The organism is Gilliamella sp. X-60 (assembly GCF_057063585.1).
Genome location: NZ_JBXSQJ010000012.1, coordinates 61913 through 78929 on the forward strand (window position 1 = coordinate 61913; position 17017 = coordinate 78929).

Consider the following 17017-nt stretch of genomic DNA (forward strand, 5'->3'; position numbering starts at 1 on the left):
CTGCCATTGTTACATCTCCAAAAAGTTTTTGAGCAATTTTGCACCGGCTGAGCCAGAACGCTCTGGATGAAATTGCACGCCGTAGAAGTTTTCTTTTTGTACGGCAGCGGTAAAGCTTTCGCCGTAATTGGTTTCTGCTATTGTTGCTGAGCATAGTGGCATCGCGTATCCATGTACAAAGTAAAAATAAGCGTCATCAGGAATATCTCGAAAAAGATGATGGCCGGCTTTTGGGTAGACTTGATTCCACCCCATGTGTGGCAAAGGTAGACCATAATCAGGAATTTCAACAACGTTTTCAGGGATGATTCCTAAAGTATGCACATGCCCTTCATTGCTGTAATTTGCTAAAAGTTGCATACCAAGGCAGATCCCTAATACTGGTTGTGTACAAACTTTGATAAGCTCTATTAAATTGCGTTCTTTTAGTTTTTGCATAGCTGAACTTGCTGAGCCTACGCCTGGTAGAAACAGTTTGTCTGAACTTAGCACGACATCAGGATCAAGGCTAATTATTGGATCATAACCTAACCGTTGCACAGCATATTTGACCGATGAAAGATTAGCGCAGCCAGTATCAAGAATGACAATCTTCATTTATAGCACTCCTTTTGAACTTGGCAATCGATCACTTTCAATTTTGATTGCTTGCTTTAATGTACGCGCAAAGGCTTTAAACAAACTTTCAACTTTGTGATGATCATTATTGCCTTCGGTTTCAATATGTAACGTGATAGCCATAGCATAACTCAGTGAGTAGAAGAAATGCTCAACCATTTGTGTGCTCATATCGCCTACTTTTTGGTGAGTAAACTCGGCTTTAAATTTAAGATAAGGGCGCCCTGAAATATCAATTGCACACTTGGCTAAACACTCATCCATTGGAATAACAGATGCGTAACGCGTAATGCCACGTTTATCGCCGAGTGCTATTTTAAGTGCCTCGCCTAACGCCAGTCCAGTATCCTCTATGGTGTGGTGATCATCAATATGCAAATCACCCACTACTTGGATATTGAGCTTAATACCGCCGTGTGTAGCAATTTGATCGAGCATATGATCAAAAAAACCAATTCCCGTATTAATTTGACTACCACCTTGGCGATCTAGCCATACTTCGACTAATATTTTCGTTTCTTTAGTATTGCGTTCAACTTTAGCATAGCGATCAGCGGAGGTTAATCGTTGCGCAATTTCGTGCCAATTTAAATTTTCAGGATGATATCGTAACCCTTTGATTTGCATATTTTCAGCTAATTGAATGTCCGTTATCCTATCACCAATAACGTAACTATTTTGTTTGTCCAATTTACCACTGGTAAGATAAGGTAAAATTAATTGAATTTTAGGTTTACGACATTCGCAGTTATCCTCTAGAAAGTGAGGGCAAATTAGCACATCTTCAAAATTAATACCTTGTGATTTAAAAATCTGCAGCATTAGATTATGCGGTCCATCAAAATCTGCTTGTGGATAGCTGCTAGTACCCAGCCCATCTTGATTGGTGACCATCACTAATTTGTATCCTGCTGCTTGTAGTTTAAGCAGAGCAGGGATTACGTGAGGTTCAAATGCTAATTTTTCAAACCGATCAACCTGAAAATCAATCGGCGGTTCGGTAATTAATGTGCCATCTCGATCAATGAATAAGTATTTTTGTAACATTTTTGCTCCTATTTTATTGCCTTGAGCGCAGAAATTACTGCTTCACACTCAGCTTGGGTGCCAATGGTGATTCGAATCATATTATTTTGGCCAATCGACTTGCTTTGATCGCGTAAGATAATCCCTTTATTCCATAAAGCATTAAAAACTTCCTTATTATCTTGGAACTTTACGCATAAATAGTTGGATGAACTTGGATAGACTTTTTCAACAACAGGTAATTGAGCGAGTAAGCCGGCAAATTTTTCTTTTTGTCTATTCAAATTGATCACATGCAACTTCATGGCATTAATGCCATCTTTACTCAGCGCTTGTGCCGCAATATCGGCCACGGGGGTAGCGAGTGGATAGGGGGCAATGACTTTTTGTAATGCATCAATCACCGGTTTATTCGCAATCGTAAAACCACAACGTAATCCCGCTAAAGCAAATGCCTTTGATAGTGTACGTAACACCACTAAATTAGAGTAGTTAGCAAGCCAACTCACCACCGTTGAGTTAGGGGAAAACTCAATATAAGCTTCATCAATCACCACTAAAGCACGATTGTTAGTAATATTGAGCAACGCCTTAATATCCTCAGGATCAATTAAGTTACCCGTTGGATTATTTGGTGAACAGACATAAATCAGTTTAACGCCATCAAGATGCTGCTCGATACCCTCAAGATCAAGCTGCCAATCGGCTTTGGTTGGGACTGTTTTGGTTTTTATGCCTAACGTTTCAGCACTCACTTGATACATGCCATAAGTTGGTGGGCAGTACAAAATGCTGTCTTTTTCAGGCTCGCAAAATGCACGCATTAATAATTCAATAGCTTCATCAGCGCCGCGGCTAACAATTAACTGATCGGGTTGTACACCTGCATATTGAGCATAACGCTGAATCACTTTTTCTGGTTGTGGCTCTGGGTAACGGTTTAAGGTTTGTTCGGTTAATTCAAAATGTGGGGCAACAGGGTATTCGTTGGCATTGAGCCACACATCACCATTACCACCAATCCGACGGGCAGATTGATAAGGCGTTAGTTTTTGAATATTTTTTCTGACTAATTTATTGATATCCATGTTATCCACCTATTTTTAACCCATTGAATTTAATGCCGCAAGGCGTAAAGTTACCGCGTGTTTATGGGCGGTGAGTTGTTCGGCTTCGGCCATAAGTTCGACAGCGTTTCCGATTGCTTTTAAGCCCTCTGGCGATAATTTTTGTACTGTCATTCTTTTTTGAAAATCAGCCAGCCCAAGGCTAGAATATGTTGCGGTATAGCCATATGTTGGCAGTACATGATTAGTCCCAGAAGCATAATCACCGACTGATTCAGGCGACCAATTGCCTAAAAATATTGAACCAGCACTGGTGATTTGTTCAACTAATTCATCCTCATTGGCTGTTTGAATAATTAAGTGTTCGGGACCATAACGATTGCTGATGTTAATGCACTGAGTTAAATCTTTCGTTACAATTAAGCGACTCTCTTTCAAGGCTTTTTCCGCAATCTCTTTGCGCGATAGTTGGGCAAGTTGCTTATCGACGGCGATTGATACCGCTTGCGCAATGACCTCGTCAGGGGTAAGCAGAATCACTTGCGAATCAGGGCCATGTTCGGCTTGTGATAATAGATCGGCAGCAATAAAATCAGGGTTTGCCGAACTATCAGCAATAACCAGCACCTCAGAAGGACCCGCAGGCATATCAATGGCGGCACCGTCAAGACGTTGACTTACTTGGCGTTTGGCTTCGGTAACGTAAGCATTGCCTGGACCAAAAATTTTAGCCACTTTAGGCACCGATTCAGTACCAAATGCCATAGCAGCAATCGCTTGAGCTCCACCAAGTTGATAAATCTCGGTAACGCCACAAAGTTCAGCTGCATATAATATTTCATCCGCAATCGGTGGCGGCGAACATAAAATCACTTTACGACAACCCGCAATTTTAGCTGGTATTGCCAGCATTAACACGGTTGATAATAAAGGGGCCGAACCACCCGGAATATACAGACCAACAGAATCGATTGGGCGAGTCACTTGCTGACATTTTATACCCGGCATTGTTTCAACTATAATGGCTTGTTTTACTTGTGCTTGGTGGAATTTTTCGATATTAGAAACAGCAAGTTGCATAGCTTGTTTCAATTCAGGATTAACTCGGCAAGTTGCAGCTTTAATTTGATCTTGAGTTAATTTAATTTGCGTGATCTGGACTTTATCGAACTTGTTACTAAGCGTTTTTAATGCTTCATCGCCATTTTGTTTAACTTGAGCCAAAATATCTGTTACTGATTTGCTAATCGAATCAGAGGCCGTGATAGCAGGGCGTGTTAATAGCGCTATTTGTTGTTCATTTGTACATTGTTGCCAATAAGAGAGTTTCATATTATTACTCCATCATTTTTTCAATTGGTAAGACCAGAATTGAGCTGGCGCCTAATGCTTTTAGTTTTTCCATAGTTTCCCAAAAGAGTGATTCACTGCTCACCATATGTAGCGCCACACGATTTTGTTCACCGGTTAAAGGTAAAATAGTTGGATTTTCTGCCCCTGGAAGCAGGGCAACTACATCTTCTAAAACGGCGGTTGGGGCGTGTAGCATAATATATTTGGATCCACGTGCTTGAATGACACCTTGAATTCGAGTCATGATTTTATCAATCAGCTCTTGTTTTACTGGTGGCATTTCGCCTTGGCGCTGGATTAAACAGGCTTTTGATTTATAGATAACTTCGATCTCTTTAAGACCGTTTGCTTCAAGTGTTGCGCCACTTGAAACCAAATCACAAATCACATCGGCAAGTCCTGCGCGCGGTGCAACTTCGACCGAACCATTAAGCAAACAGGTTTTAAAGGTAACATTATATTGTGCAAGATAACGGCGTAGCAGGTGAGGATAAGTGGTTGCAATACGCAGATCATTCAAACATTCAGGACCTGTATAAACAAAATCACGAGGCGCGGCTATCGATAAACGACAACCACCAAAATCTAAACTGCGTAATTTTTTGAATTGTGGATCTTCGCCTTCGGCTTGCCGGTCTAATACTTCTTCTTCTAATACATTCTCGCCGACAATCCCAATATCGACAACGCCATCAATCACCAGACCGGGAATGTCATCATCTCGAACTCGCAAGATATCGATGGGCATATTTTCGGCAAAAGCAATTAACCGTTGTTCTTGTAGATTAATCTTAATGCCACATTGTGCCAGTAATTTTTTTGACTCATCACTTAAACGACCTGATTTTTGCATCGCAATGCGTAAACGCGAATTATCCAACATATCTTTCTCCAAAGTTATCTAAAAATTTATAAACCACAAACAAAAAACCCTCGGAAGTTTGATCTTCCGAGGGTTCTCTGCTTGCTTTTGCGATATCACCGGAAGATCAACGTCTTCCAGCACCAATCGCCCGAAGACTATTCAGGAATGATGGTGATGATGATGTTTAGTCACAAAAACGCAAAAACAAATCATAAAATAAAAACCTTTAACTGAGTTAATAATTAAATCTATTGAACAAAATATAACAGAAATTGCCTACTCGCAACTGTTTTTTGTTTTTATATAAAAAATAGTAAACAAGTTTAGATGTAAATCTTTAAAATAGAGTTATCTAATCATTTTTGACTGATGACTAACCTTATAACGGCAATAGAGCTCAAGTTTGTCTAAAAAATGTGGTAAGTTTTGGTCTGTAAATTCACTTTTTATAAAATAACACCCATCGCCTGTGATTTTATAAAATTCGATGATTTCTTTAAACGACATGACCATGTTTTCGAACGAGGTGAATTGATTTGAATTCATATAAATCGTAATAAACTGAAGCTGATTTGTTTTTTCTTTAATAGTAAATTTTTCAATAATATGATTATTATACAATTCTTGAACTCGCTGTCCAACAGCCTGTCCTGACAAATATACTTTTTCGCCAATTTCTTTCCATGATTGACGACTATTTTTTTTAAGTTCATCTAAAATAGCGCGATCTTTTTTATCCATACTTGTTCATCTTTTTCATATTGAAAGTAGGTAAGTAATAATACTTTCAATTCGTTATGTAACAGATAGCGTAATTATCGCATAATTATCAACTCAAACATAATTTAAGGACAAAACAATGAAACAAGGGTTAATAATTATCGACGTACAAAATGACTATTTCCCGATGGGTAAATTCACTCTAAACAATACAGAATTAACATTACAAAATACCTTAAAACTACAAAAACACTTTAGATCACAACGACTACCGATCGTTTATATTCAGCATATAAAACCTGATCTTCATGCGGATTTTTTTGCTAACGGAAGTTTAGGCGCTGAAATTCATCCAAGTTTGTTACCGCTTGGTAACTTGCATGAGTATCTTGTCAAAAAAACATTCCCTAATAGTTTTTATCAAACTGAGCTACAAAAAAAATTACAACAAGAACAGATCCAACAGATTGTTATTTGTGGAATGATGAGCCATATGTGTGTTGACTCAACAACACGTCACGCATCCGAACTAGGTTATCAACCGATATTAATCCATGATGCTTGTACAACTTGTGATCTCGAATTTGATGGTAAAACGATTCCATCCCAAGTGGTACATAACAGCTTTATGTCAGCCTTAACCAATTTTGCATCGGTTGTAAGTTGTGAAATGTTTGTTCAAACCAAACAGACTATTTTATAAATTATTGCATTGTAATTAAAAGATTATGGGTAATGAATACCCACAAGGCAAATAGCCTTATAACTAGACAATTTGGTCGTCTAATTTATGTGTAAATACTCCAAACTTAGTACAATATTTAAGTAGAAAATAATATTACTTGTTTTAGTGTTTTATACTCAATCGGCGTCATATTATTTAGTGCTTTATGAGATCTTTCGGTGTTATAACTGGTTAGCCATTTTTCGGTTGCCTTTCTTACTAGTTCTAGATTATTAAATAAATATAAATCTAGTACCTCTGTGCGATAGGTGCGATTAAATCGTTCAATATACCCGTTTTGATATGGGCTGCCGAGCTCAATATAATCTATGGTTATATCATGTGGCTTTGCCCAATAAGTGAACGTGTTTTCAGTGAATTCCGATCCATTATCCACTCGTATTTTGAGTGGATATAGCCGAGCTTTCTGATGCGATTAAAACATTGGGGAAAGCACCAGCGTAAATGCTTGTCAGTCATCGTACTGAGTACTGATATAATCACCGAATCATCCGATAACTTAGGTTGATAATAGTAAGCACAGCGACTTAAGCCAACAATTGCGCAGCTCATGGCAATAGTAACAGAATGACTTTCTTGCAATTGCACTGCCCAAGCTTTACGTGCCTTTGTGGGCACTAAAGCTTTTTTATGATTTCCTCCTGAAGCTGAGTTTTTAAACTGAGCTGTGCAAACATCTGTTTAAGCTTACGATTTTCAGCTTCCAGTTCCTTTAAACGTTTAATATCAGAGATTTACATACCAACGTATTTTTCTCGCCATTTATAAAAAGTCGAGTTGCCCATGCCATATTTACGACAAAGTTCTTTAACGGGAATACCAGCCTCAGCTTTTTTTAATATCGATACGATTTGGTGCTCTGTCATCTTTTTCATGTTTCAATCCTCTTTTAATTTTATCATAGAGAATTTTCTACTTTTTTGCTGTACTATTTTAGGGGGTAGTTACAATTTTACGCTCCTTAAAAAAATAAAATTAATATTTTTTATCCGTAAAAAACTATTTTGCTATTTATTTAGCATTAAGAAAAGCCGAAAACTCAGCCCGACTAAAAAGAAATTTTATACTAAAACGCATAGTTACCTGAAAGTTTTTGACAAAAATTTCAACTCTTATTGTTTCCTTGCGATAGAAGACCACACCGTCCCGTAAAACCAAGGCTTTCAAGGGCAGTATTTTGACGAAGACAAATTTGTCTGGAACAAATTTGAACAATGCTTTAGCATTGACCCTGTAAAGATGAGTATCAGGATGATACGAATAATCAGGTTTACATTATAACCTTACTCGTTATTACGACCCGTTTACAGGTAGGTACATCACCCAAGATCCGCTTGATATTTTAAGTGATATCAATCTATATCGATATGTGGGTAATAATCCTATTAGCGGAATAGAGCTATTAGGATTGGATTTTATAGAACTTAGAACAGGTATAATGCCTCCAACAATAGAAACTTCCATATCTCCAGTTTTAACATATTCGTCAAAATATAATGGAGTAACCGTAAAAATCGTTGTTAAACAAGGCACATTTTCTAAACTACAAGAAATAGGTATTGCAGCAAATTCTGCGGCAGCAAAAGTGTTTCCTACTATGTCGATTAAAACTGGAAAATAGATGAAAACAAATACACGTTTTAAAGTTGAAGGCGGACAAATGACAACCCAACTTGGACAAGGTAAAGGCATAGAAATTTTTAATGAAAATATTGTTCATTTTGAAAAAGAAAATAAAGGTAAAAATATGCTATTAAAGTTAGAAAATTCAAAAGTACCAATGAAAATGGTCTTTTTATTATCAGAGGAATTAAAAAATAATCCTGAAAGGGTCGCTTTGACACAAGCATTAACATTAGACAAATCAAAACCGACAATAGGTCTTAAAGGTATCAATGGTCTTTTTGGTTCAAAAGAGTGGTGGAATAGTATTGAGCAAGGGAGAATCCCTTTATTATTTATTTCGGGAATAATTAAAAAAGCTTATGTAGCAGGACAAGATCCCTCAAATTTTAATAATACAGTTGATTTATTACTTGAAGATGGAACAATTCAATCTGTTGGTATTTATACAAATAAAAGAGTAGATTCCAAGCTATTTAAAATCGGCTATAGCGCAAGTATCGTTTATGCATTAGATGAAATGAAATTACAACCTGATTTTGATGGCAAAATAAATCGCTCTAAAACAGCTTTAGAAATGGCAGTTTCATTAGAGCCTGTAGAATAAGTTCCAATTTTAATTGTAGATAGATTGTATTTAACATATCAAATCAGCAAAGCAAGCTTAATAATTGATTTGCTTTGCTAGATTTTAATCATTATTGTATCGACTAACAGTAAAACTGAATACCTCTAGCCATCTAATGTTAGTGTTAATTTTATGATAAATTCTAACAAGTTAACTATGACCGCTTTGGTAATCTGATTGCCGAAAAACGCGGGAAAACACACAGCCTAGTCACCCATTATCAATACGACTGCCGTTACCGGTTAATCAACGTGATTAAGCCGGCAGGGCTAATTATCACCTACACTCATGATGCCTTTGATCGGCGTACTAGCAAAACGGTGGACAATAAAACCTCCGAATTTTTTTATTCGTCTCATCCATGAGACTCCCCTTGTAGAGCCAACGCTAAGGCGTTGTTCAAATTTGTTCTAGGCAAATTTGTGGCAAGGTAGCCAGCTTATTGCCGAAACCGATAATAATAGCCACTGGCAAACGTATCTTTACGAGCCAGTTTCCTAACATCTGTTAGCCCTTGCCCATGACAATGCCCAGCAAGATAATATCAAACTCTACTGGTACCAAAACGACCATCGCCCTCACCAGCAACATGGGTGACCCCTCTATGAATGCCTGTATAATGCCTATGGGCAGATAATAAACGAAACCTACCATCAAGATTTAAAGTTGAAGGTGGGCAAATGACAACCTAACTTGCACAAGGTAGAGGCATAGAAATTTTTAATGAGAATATTGTTCATTTTGAAAAAGTAAAATTAAAGGTAAAATATGCTATTAAAGTTAGAAAATTCAAAAATATCAATGAAATTAGTTTATCTCTTATCTGAAGAGTTAAAGGCTAAACCTGAACAAATTACATTGACACAATCACTTACTCTTGATAAATCAAAACCATACATGGGATTAAAAGGTACCTATGGCCTTTTTGGAACCCAAGAATGGTGGGATAGCATTAACCAAGGTCGAATGCCTTTACAGTATGTAACTGGAGTAATAACTAGAACTTACGTGGCAGGTCAAGATCCATCATCATTTGATAATAGTTTTAGTTTATTGTTAAACGATGGCTCTACGTGTGAAGAAAGCATTTATGATTATATTGGAAAAGAAGATAAGAAACTTTTTCAAATAGGTTCTAAAGTTGAAATTGTCTATGCTCATGATGAATTGAAAAGAAAAGGCAGTAATGGAGAAAAGTCTTACTTAGATATAGTATTAGAAATGGCAGTTTCGTTAGAGCCTGTAGAATAAAGTTCCAATTTTAATTTATAAGGATATTATTTAACATATCAAATTGGCAATGCAAGTTTAATAATTAACCTAATTGCTGAAAGAATCATTAAAAAATATAGTTTAGTGCCTCACATTATCTTCTGGACTTTGCCAAAAAAATGCCGATCCGTGTGATTTTTATCGATCAGGGATTATTCAACAATGAGGCTAGCCCGAGCAGATTTTTAAATATCCGCAAAACGAACGTACATAAGCTGTTTTGAGTAAGGTGCTATAACCTTTAATATGGTTATTGCTGTTTTTAGGTGTTCTTTTTGTCAGTGATAAGTTAGTCAGTGGCGTTGTTTTGTCAATAAAAACCGTTCATTACAGAACGGCTTTTTATGAATATCGTTAAATTTACTTATTAACCCTTGTATTTTTTCATGACAATTGAGGCATTTGTACCACCAAAACCAAAGCTATTTGACATGACTGTGGTAAGTTCACGCTCGGTTGGTTCGGTAATAATGTTCATGCCAATTGCTGCATCATCAAGTTCATCAATATTAATGCTTGGTGTAATAAAACCATGTTCTAACATTAATAATGAATAAATAAGCTCTTGTGCACCAGTTGCACTTAATGAGTGACCTGTCATTGATTTGGTTGATGAAATCGCTGGAATATTATCACCAAATACTTGTTTGATTGCCCATAACTCTTTGACATCACCCACTGGGGTTGATGTGCCGTGGGTGTTGATGTAATCAACTGGAACATCTAAATCTTGAATAGCAAGTTGCATACAACGCATTGCACCTTCGCCTGATGGGGCAACCATATCATGGCCGTCTGATGTTGCACCATAGCCAACAAGTTCGCCATAAATATGAGCACCGCGCGCAAGGGCATGTTCTAATTCTTCAACAACAACCATGCCGGCACCACCAGCAATAACAAAACCATCACGGTTTTTATCATAAGCGCGTGATGCTTTTTCTGGGTTGTCGTTATATTTGGTTGATAAAGCACCCATGGCGTCGAATTCGCATGACATTTCCCAGCACAGTTCTTCACCACCACCGGCAAAAACGATATCTTGCTTGCCAAGTTGAATCAGTTCGGCAGCGTGACCAATACAGTGAACTGATGTTGCACAAGCAGATGTCATTGAGTAGCTAATCCCTTTGATTTTAAATGGGGTTGCTAAACAAGCCGAAATCGCCGATGACATTGATTTGGTTACAGCATAAGGACCAACACCACGTAGGCCTTTTTCTTTCATGCCAGCAACGACATTGTATTGTGTTTTGGTTGAGCCACCATAACCAGCAATTAAACCAGTGCGAGGGTTAGAGACTTGTTCTGGAGTCAATTTTGCGTCTTCAATGGCTTGTTGTAAAGCTAGATAACCATAAATAGAAGCGTCATTCATGAAGCGAACAACTTTGCGATCAATCAGTCCTGTCGTGTCGAGCTTGACATTCCCGCATACATGGCTACGCATTCCGCTATCTTTCATTTCTTGGGAAAAGGTAATACCGCTACGACCGATTTTTAGTGATTCTAAAACTTCTTTAGTATTATTCCCAATACTTGAAAGAATTCCTAACCCTGTAATTACAACACGTTTCATTTACTATTTAGCTCCTAAGTTATCTGGCTTCATACAAAAAAGTGCGTTGATTATAGCGTACACTTGTAAGCTGAACAATACCTTGCCGTGTTTTTTATTTTAATCTTCTGATATTGATTTGATTACTTATATAAATAAAGCAATTAAATCAATTATAACCTTATAAAAAGTTGCTAAAAGCGGTATCAGTGATGGTTGTTTTAGTCTGTAATATTTGCTTGCAAAGCTTTATATGGTTGCTGTAAACTGTATAAATAAACAGTGTTTTTGGTGAGTTAAATATGTCCGAAAAAATGATAACCAAACTTGAGATATTAGCCGAATCAGCAAAATATGATATTTCTTGTTCGTCAAGTGGTGCATCAAGAAGTAATAAAGCTAAAGGTATCGGTAATGCACATAAATCTGGTATTTGCCATACCTTTACTGCCGATGGAAGGTGTGTTTCGTTACTTAAAATTATGCTGACAAATTATTGCATGTTTGATTGCGCTTATTGTATTAACCGGCAAAGTAATGATATTCCAAGAGCAGGCTTTACCCCGCGTGAGTTGGCTAATTTGACCATTGAATTTTATCGCCGTAATTATATCGAAGGCTTATTTATCAGTTCGGGGATTGTGAGAAGTCCAGATCATACTATGGAAAGAATGATTAGAGTGGTAAAAATTTTGCGTAATGAACATGGCTTTAATGGCTATATACATATGAAAGCGATCCCCGGTGCGAGTGATGATCTAATTAATCAAGCTGGCTTATTAGTTGATAGGATGAGTGTTAATTTAGAAATTCCAACCGAAGAAAACCTTAAATTACTTGCGCCTGATAAAGATCATCAAAGTATCTATCAACCTATGCGCCAAATTCATCAAAATGTGTTAGAAAATATTGAAGATCGCAAAAAATTTCGATCCACACCCAAATTTGTACCTGCTGGGCAAAGTACTCAAGTTATTATTGGTGCGACAGATGAGTCGGATAAGCAAATTTTGCAATTAACCTCCAAACTTTATAAACGACCAAGTATGAAGCGAGTTTATTATTCGGGATTTATTCCGGTAAATAGCTACGACAGACGGCTGCCTGTTGTGCAAGAAGTACCAAGAGTGCGCGAAAACCGTTTATATCAAGCCGATTGGTTATTGCGTTTTTATGATTTTAATGTCGATGAAATCGTTAACGATCAATATCCAGATCTGGATTTAACGGTCGATCCCAAATTGGCTTGGGCAATCCGCAATCCGCAGTTTTTTCCAGTTGATGTTAATCGTGATAGTTATCAAAAAATATTACGAGTGCCAGGCATTGGAGTTAAGTCTGCCAAGTTAATTGTGATGGCAAGGCGTCATCGAAAGCTTACTCTTGACGCGCTTAAACGCATTGGCGTTGTTTTAAAACGTGCACAATTTTTTGTTGTTTGTCATGAGATGAGAAAATTCAAATTACTCAATTCATCGGCCGAATATATCCGACTTACGTTGCAAGATCCGCCTTTGCTAGAAGATAAACAGACAAATATTCCACAGCAATTAGTGATGGGTTGGTAAAACATGTTAGCGTTTTATTATGATAAGAGCTTTGAAAGCTTGCTTTGTGCTGTGTTTGATGCTTTTAAATTCAAAAAAATGCCTGAATGCTTATTAACCACAGGGCAGGTCGAACCGTTGTTAGTGTCTGATAGGCATCATGTCGAATTTTGCGATGTAAAATATGAACGAGTACGCGTAGCATTAATTAACAAGATTAGCAAAGTTGCGCTTCGTCATTTGATGTATGTTTGGCTATCGGAATTGCCTGAAAGTGATTTAATCGTTTTTCGTTACATTTGTAAGGTATTTAAATCATCTAAATCAATCGAAACAGATTTTGCCGATCAAGATGTGTTAACTGTGCATGATATTGCTAAAAAAGTGAGCCGAGAACGGCATCGTGTGATGCAATTTGTACGCTTTAATGCGATTAACAACCCGCTTAAAGATGTTGTTGAGCGTAACGATAGGGATGATAAAATTTATTTTTCGATTATTGCACCTATTTATAATGTTTTGCCGTTGGTGCTTAACTTTTTTAAAGAGCGCTTTGCTGATCAAAAATGGGCAATATATGACGAAAAGCGTGAATATGGTTATATTTATAATTTACACAGTATTGAACCTGTTTCGCTTATTAATAAAGAAGATTTGATTATCAACAGCCAAGTTAATCAACATTATCTAACCGAAGACGAAGCATTATTTCAAACCATGTGGTTACGCTATTGCAATGCGTTAACCATCAAAGAACGCATCAATCCTAAATTACAACGGCAACAAATGCCAAGTCGATTTTGGCATTATCTGCCAGAAATGAAACCAATATCGAAATATATAGGCAAATAAAAGTGACTAATTAGCGTCATCATAAATAAAAGACTATAAATAAACCGCCAATTAATGGCGGTTTATTTATTAACTTGATTTAACACAACAGCATAATTTAATTAAAGCTATTGTGAATCGATATCATTAATAACATCATTAATCGATTCTTCACGTTGTTTTTGCTTGCTTTCGTCCACTTTACCACCCGATGCTACAAAGTCATTACGTTGGAAGTAAGCGTTACGCATAAAGTTATAAGGGTCATCGCTATTTTTAATTAAATCTTCATACTCAATCGCCACTGCACGCGCTTCAATACCGTCAAACGCACCACGCACTAACGCCCACTGCCAATCTAACCAAACAAGCGGTGGATAAAGAGAGTCAACTACGCTACCACCTTCGTTTCTTAACGTTGCTGAACCATAAAACGGTAGCACAACATAAGGACCATAAGGCACTTCGTAATGACCTAAAACATCACCAAAACTCCGTTTGCCACCTTTTTGTAATTGAGGATCTGACATGCTAGCAACATCCATCAAACCCGCAAAACCGAAAACGGTATTTAAAAAGAATCGTGCTAAATGCGTGCCAGCTTTATGAACATCGCCTTGTAATAAGTTGTTCACCATTGAAGCGGGTTCAGAAAGGTTAGAGGAAAAGTTAACCACACCTGTACGAACAGGGGAAGGGACGTAATCTTTCCAAGCGACTGCCGTAGGGCGCAAAATATAAGGATCAAGCGCATAGTAGTTAACATTAAACATGGTTTTGTTAAAGCCAGATAACGGATCACTATAGGAATTGTTTTCGGACTGATAAGAGGCGCAACCTGTGAGCGCCATTACCGAAAACATCATACCAACTATTCGTTTTTTCATAGTATCTTTGATTAAAAGTAATAAGGTTAAAGATGATGCGATTGTATCATGATTACTAAAAATAGAAAATTTTTCGTTATTTAAATGGCATTATCTTTTCAAATTTATTAGAATAAGTACTCCAATGACCTCATAGTTAAATGGATATAACAAGCCCCTCCTAAGGGCTAGTTGCAGGTTCGATTCCTGCTGGGGTCAAAATCATACCGTTCAAAAAAACCAATCTAAACAAGCTTTATGATGATTTAATAGTTTATCTAAATTCAGTAAGATTTAGCGAAATTCAAATTCGCTTTAATATTTGGTGTAATGGTGCCACGCCTTGGGTAAATACTGGTAGCTGGATTGCGTGTAAGGCTGATTACTCAGAAGATGATTTAAAAGGCTTAGATTGCTATGCTGGATTAGATTTATCATCTACTAGTGATATTACTAGCGTCTGTTATTCGTTTCCGTTTGAAACCGAGGTAAGATTATTAACACGGCATTACATTCCTGAATATCAGCTTAATAATGTGGCCAATAAAAACCGTGAGATGTACCGTAAATGGGTTAATCAAGGATGGATACGAGTTACTAAAGGTGATTGTGTCGATTATGACCAGATACGGGATGATATCTTAAAAGATAGCGAGCAATTTAATATCAAGCTAATTGGCTTTGATGTATGGAACGCCACGCAATTAAGAACCCAATTACAGAACATCGGCTTAGACGTTGAGCCATTTCCTCAAACTTATGCACGCTATAGCCCAACGTCAAAAACTGCCGAGGTATTTATCAGCCGTAAACGCATTAATCACAATGGCGATCCTGTTCTTTCTTGGGCGGTAAGTAATGTAGTGATGGAAACCGATGCGAATGCTAATATCAAACCCAACAAAAAGAAAGCAGCCAACAAGATTGACCCTGCGGTCGCTTTCCTAATGTCATTCGGTACTTACTTGCTTGAGTATGGTGAGATAGATATCAACCTATCAGACGAACAAAAACAAGCATTGAATGAGTTTAAGGGGATTGAGTTATGAGACACCTTTTTCTTCTGCAAGTTCTGCAAATAAAATATTAAATTCGTTAGTCACAAAATCATAACTTTTGACAAACTCATCTATAATTTGCTTTAATTTAGCTTTACATTTAAAAAGTTCATCACCAAAACTCGCAAAGTTTTGCAGATCGCTATGTAATACCACACATGATTCAAAATATTTAATTAGCTTTTCATAATCTTTTGAATTGTTTTTTATGCATTCATATTCATTTGATTTTTTAATTTTTTTTATTCTATCTAAGTATTCTTTCCCTAACCACCATTTATATAGTCCAACATTGATAGCTGATTCTTCGAGAGGTTTAGTTATTCTTTCTGATATCAATTTTTCCATATTAGCTATGATCAGCTTACGATCATTCAGAGTTTTTTCCACATTTTGTGGAATAATAGAATTGTCATTAAGTTCTAATATTAATTCATGATATGTATTATAGAATTGATTATGGTTTTCATAATAACAAAAAAGTAAACTTGATGTTTCTTTTTGCAAAGTAAATAAGATATCTTTATTTTTCGCTATGTTAGTTTGTTTACCAATAAACTTAAAAACAATAATAGTACAAACCAATACACCTAATGCAGATATTGTTGATAATATATTACAAATTAAAGTCCAATACTCCATTTTACTAATCCTATTCTGTAGTTGTTTAATATCATTTTACCATGTCATTAACAACATACAACACTATAATAACACACCGATAATATATTGATTATTAATGATAAATTTTGTTGGTGTTGTTAGTGTCATAAAATTGCAAAAAAGAAGTTTTTCTTTTAACTCTTCAATTGGTAATGTTTAAATGATTCCTTAGTTAGAAATCGATTAACATAGATTAATGTTATACGTTATGTTATACGGTTAGACTATAATTTTTTAAATTTATTTATTATTCAGATAATTGGTTGTTTATTTAGATTCCTGCTGGGTCAAGATTAGTTAGAAGTGCACAATTAATTTTTATATATTGGTTTATAGGGGCTGTTGATCTTTTCTGTACATAAATTGCTCAACAATACATTGGCAGCCACATTAACATAAATGCCAGTGATACCATACTGGCATAATTCCTTTCTAACTTATCGTATCTAGTTGATATTGAACGATATTGCTTGATTCTAGCAAAGGCATTCTCGACTAAATGACGATAGCGATAAAGGCACCTATCCATACTGCTTTTATCTATATCCTTACCATAATTACGTTTAGCAATCACCGT

Annotated in this window: 17 protein-coding genes, 1 tRNA gene, 3 pseudogenes and 1 other annotated feature; of the genes and pseudogenes, 8 read left to right on the top strand and 13 right to left on the bottom strand. The window is 36.5% G+C overall.

Features of this window, described 5'->3' with window-relative positions; all coding sequences use genetic code 11:
* Positions 1-9: 9 nt before the first annotated feature.
* From hisH to ACYIAM_RS07830, 6 genes are all read right to left on the bottom strand, one after another.
* Positions 10-597 (bottom strand): imidazole glycerol phosphate synthase subunit HisH, encoded by a 588-nt coding sequence (hisH, locus tag ACYIAM_RS07805; protein ID WP_065639092.1) that lies wholly within the window; start codon positions 595-597, stop codon positions 10-12.
* Positions 598-1665 carry a bifunctional histidinol-phosphatase/imidazoleglycerol-phosphate dehydratase HisB gene (gene hisB, locus ACYIAM_RS07810; protein ID WP_483747876.1) on the bottom strand — a complete coding sequence of 356 codons (1068 nt, stop codon included), beginning with the start codon at positions 1663-1665 and terminating at the stop codon, positions 598-600. It lies immediately after the preceding gene.
* A gap of 8 nt (positions 1666-1673) precedes the next feature.
* Positions 1674-2732 (bottom strand): histidinol-phosphate transaminase, encoded by a 1059-nt coding sequence (gene hisC, locus ACYIAM_RS07815; protein ID WP_174797176.1) that lies wholly within the window; start codon positions 2730-2732, stop codon positions 1674-1676.
* Positions 2733-2747: 15 nt separating this feature from the next.
* Positions 2748-4043, bottom strand: coding sequence for a histidinol dehydrogenase (gene hisD / locus ACYIAM_RS07820; protein WP_483747877.1), 1296 nt, complete (start codon positions 4041-4043; stop codon positions 2748-2750).
* A 4-nt stretch (positions 4044-4047) separates the two neighbouring features.
* Complete coding sequence (gene hisG, locus ACYIAM_RS07825) at positions 4048-4947, bottom strand: ATP phosphoribosyltransferase (protein ID WP_483747878.1); 900 nt, start codon at positions 4945-4947, stop codon at positions 4048-4050.
* Between the two features lie 38 nt (positions 4948-4985).
* Positions 4986-5110, bottom strand: a sequence feature (His leader region).
* Positions 5111-5277: 167 nt separating this feature from the next.
* Positions 5278-5670 carry an AsnC family transcriptional regulator gene (locus ACYIAM_RS07830; protein WP_483747879.1) on the bottom strand — a complete coding sequence of 131 codons (393 nt, stop codon included), beginning with the start codon at positions 5668-5670 and terminating at the stop codon, positions 5278-5280.
* A 118-nt stretch (positions 5671-5788) separates the two neighbouring features.
* Here ACYIAM_RS07830 and ACYIAM_RS07835 point away from each other — a divergent pair, with 118 nt between their 5' ends.
* Positions 5789-6352, top strand: coding sequence for a cysteine hydrolase family protein (locus tag ACYIAM_RS07835; RefSeq protein WP_483747880.1), 564 nt, complete (start codon positions 5789-5791; stop codon positions 6350-6352).
* A gap of 118 nt (positions 6353-6470) precedes the next feature.
* Here the strand turns inward: ACYIAM_RS07835 and ACYIAM_RS07840 are convergent, their stop codons facing one another.
* The 3 genes and pseudogenes from ACYIAM_RS07840 to ACYIAM_RS07850 all read right to left on the bottom strand — a co-directional run.
* On the bottom strand, positions 6471-6770 hold the full coding sequence (locus ACYIAM_RS07840) for an integrase core domain-containing protein (protein ID WP_483747881.1): 300 nt from the start codon (positions 6768-6770) through the stop codon (positions 6471-6473).
* On the bottom strand, positions 6707-7012 hold the full coding sequence (locus ACYIAM_RS07845; RefSeq protein ID WP_483747887.1) for a hypothetical protein: 306 nt from the start codon (positions 7010-7012) through the stop codon (positions 6707-6709). Before ACYIAM_RS07845 ends, ACYIAM_RS07840 begins: the two co-directional genes overlap by 64 nt.
* A gap of 34 nt (positions 7013-7046) precedes the next feature.
* Positions 7047-7269: pseudogene (locus ACYIAM_RS07850) on the bottom strand (transposase); the annotation flags it as partial.
* A 401-nt stretch (positions 7270-7670) separates the two neighbouring features.
* Here ACYIAM_RS07850 and ACYIAM_RS07855 point away from each other — a divergent pair.
* The 3 genes and pseudogenes from ACYIAM_RS07855 to ACYIAM_RS07865 all read left to right on the top strand — a co-directional run.
* Positions 7671-8015, top strand: a pseudogene (locus tag ACYIAM_RS07855) (RHS repeat-associated core domain-containing protein); the annotation flags it as partial.
* A complete protein-coding gene (locus ACYIAM_RS07860) occupies positions 8016-8624 on the top strand; it encodes a hypothetical protein (RefSeq protein WP_483747882.1) in 609 nt (202 codons plus the stop codon).
* A gap of 789 nt (positions 8625-9413) precedes the next feature.
* Complete coding sequence (locus ACYIAM_RS07865) at positions 9414-9896, top strand: hypothetical protein (protein WP_483747883.1); 483 nt, start codon at positions 9414-9416, stop codon at positions 9894-9896.
* A gap of 388 nt (positions 9897-10284) precedes the next feature.
* Here the strand turns inward: ACYIAM_RS07865 and fabB are convergent, their stop codons facing one another.
* Positions 10285-11496, bottom strand: coding sequence for a beta-ketoacyl-ACP synthase I (fabB, locus tag ACYIAM_RS07870; protein WP_174797173.1), 1212 nt, complete (start codon positions 11494-11496; stop codon positions 10285-10287).
* 281 nt (positions 11497-11777) lie between these two features.
* Here fabB and ACYIAM_RS07875 point away from each other — a divergent pair, with 281 nt between their 5' ends.
* Both ACYIAM_RS07875 and ACYIAM_RS07880 read left to right on the top strand, forming a co-directional pair.
* Positions 11778-13043 carry a putative DNA modification/repair radical SAM protein gene (locus tag ACYIAM_RS07875; protein WP_483747884.1) on the top strand — a complete coding sequence of 422 codons (1266 nt, stop codon included), beginning with the start codon at positions 11778-11780 and terminating at the stop codon, positions 13041-13043.
* A gap of 3 nt (positions 13044-13046) precedes the next feature.
* The gene (locus tag ACYIAM_RS07880; RefSeq protein ID WP_483747885.1) at positions 13047-13874 is read left to right on the top strand and encodes a TIGR03915 family putative DNA repair protein; all 828 of its coding nucleotides are present in this window, start codon (positions 13047-13049) and stop codon (positions 13872-13874) included.
* A 107-nt stretch (positions 13875-13981) separates the two neighbouring features.
* Here the strand turns inward: ACYIAM_RS07880 and ACYIAM_RS07885 are convergent, their stop codons facing one another.
* Entirely contained in the window at positions 13982-14740 is a 759-nt protein-coding gene (locus tag ACYIAM_RS07885) for an MlaA family lipoprotein (protein ID WP_174797170.1), read from the bottom strand.
* Positions 14741-14866: 126 nt separating this feature from the next.
* Here ACYIAM_RS07885 and ACYIAM_RS07890 point away from each other — a divergent pair.
* Positions 14867-14938, top strand: a tRNA-Arg gene (locus ACYIAM_RS07890).
* 92 nt (positions 14939-15030) lie between these two features.
* Positions 15031-15768 (top strand): annotated as a pseudogene (locus tag ACYIAM_RS07895) (terminase TerL endonuclease subunit); the annotation flags it as partial.
* Here the strand turns inward: ACYIAM_RS07895 and ACYIAM_RS07900 are convergent.
* Positions 15763-16419 (bottom strand): hypothetical protein, encoded by a 657-nt coding sequence (locus ACYIAM_RS07900; protein ID WP_483747886.1) that lies wholly within the window; start codon positions 16417-16419, stop codon positions 15763-15765. The pseudogene ACYIAM_RS07895 and the gene ACYIAM_RS07900 sit on opposite strands and share 6 nt — an antisense overlap.
* A gap of 388 nt (positions 16420-16807) precedes the next feature.
* Positions 16808-17017: transposase (locus tag ACYIAM_RS07905; RefSeq protein WP_141671378.1), on the bottom strand; the 210-nt coding region annotated here is incomplete at its 5' end.

Excerpts from the sequence above, each read along its gene's own strand:
- fabB (WP_174797173.1), bottom strand. The coding sequence starts at position 11,496 with ATGAAACGTGTTGTAATTACAGGGTTAGGAATTCTTTCAAGTATTGGG.
- ACYIAM_RS07865 (WP_483747883.1), top strand. The coding sequence starts at position 9,414 with ATGCTATTAAAGTTAGAAAATTCAAAAATATCAATGAAATTAGTTTAT.
- hisD (WP_483747877.1), bottom strand. The coding sequence starts at position 4,043 with ATGAAACTCTCTTATTGGCAACAATGTACAAATGAACAACAAATAGCG.
- ACYIAM_RS07830 (WP_483747879.1), bottom strand. The coding sequence starts at position 5,670 with ATGGATAAAAAAGATCGCGCTATTTTAGATGAACTTAAAAAAAATAGT.
- ACYIAM_RS07880 (WP_483747885.1), top strand. The coding sequence starts at position 13,047 with ATGTTAGCGTTTTATTATGATAAGAGCTTTGAAAGCTTGCTTTGTGCT.
- hisG (WP_483747878.1), bottom strand. The coding sequence starts at position 4,947 with ATGTTGGATAATTCGCGTTTACGCATTGCGATGCAAAAATCAGGTCGT.
- ACYIAM_RS07860 (WP_483747882.1), top strand. The coding sequence starts at position 8,016 with ATGAAAACAAATACACGTTTTAAAGTTGAAGGCGGACAAATGACAACC.
- hisH (WP_065639092.1), bottom strand. The coding sequence starts at position 597 with ATGAAGATTGTCATTCTTGATACTGGCTGCGCTAATCTTTCATCGGTC.
- ACYIAM_RS07885 (WP_174797170.1), bottom strand. The coding sequence starts at position 14,740 with ATGAAAAAACGAATAGTTGGTATGATGTTTTCGGTAATGGCGCTCACA.
- ACYIAM_RS07875 (WP_483747884.1), top strand. The coding sequence starts at position 11,778 with ATGTCCGAAAAAATGATAACCAAACTTGAGATATTAGCCGAATCAGCA.
- hisB (WP_483747876.1), bottom strand. The coding sequence starts at position 1,665 with ATGTTACAAAAATACTTATTCATTGATCGAGATGGCACATTAATTACC.
- ACYIAM_RS07835 (WP_483747880.1), top strand. The coding sequence starts at position 5,789 with ATGAAACAAGGGTTAATAATTATCGACGTACAAAATGACTATTTCCCG.
- hisC (WP_174797176.1), bottom strand. The coding sequence starts at position 2,732 with ATGGATATCAATAAATTAGTCAGAAAAAATATTCAAAAACTAACGCCT.
- ACYIAM_RS07900 (WP_483747886.1), bottom strand. The coding sequence starts at position 16,419 with ATGGAGTATTGGACTTTAATTTGTAATATATTATCAACAATATCTGCA.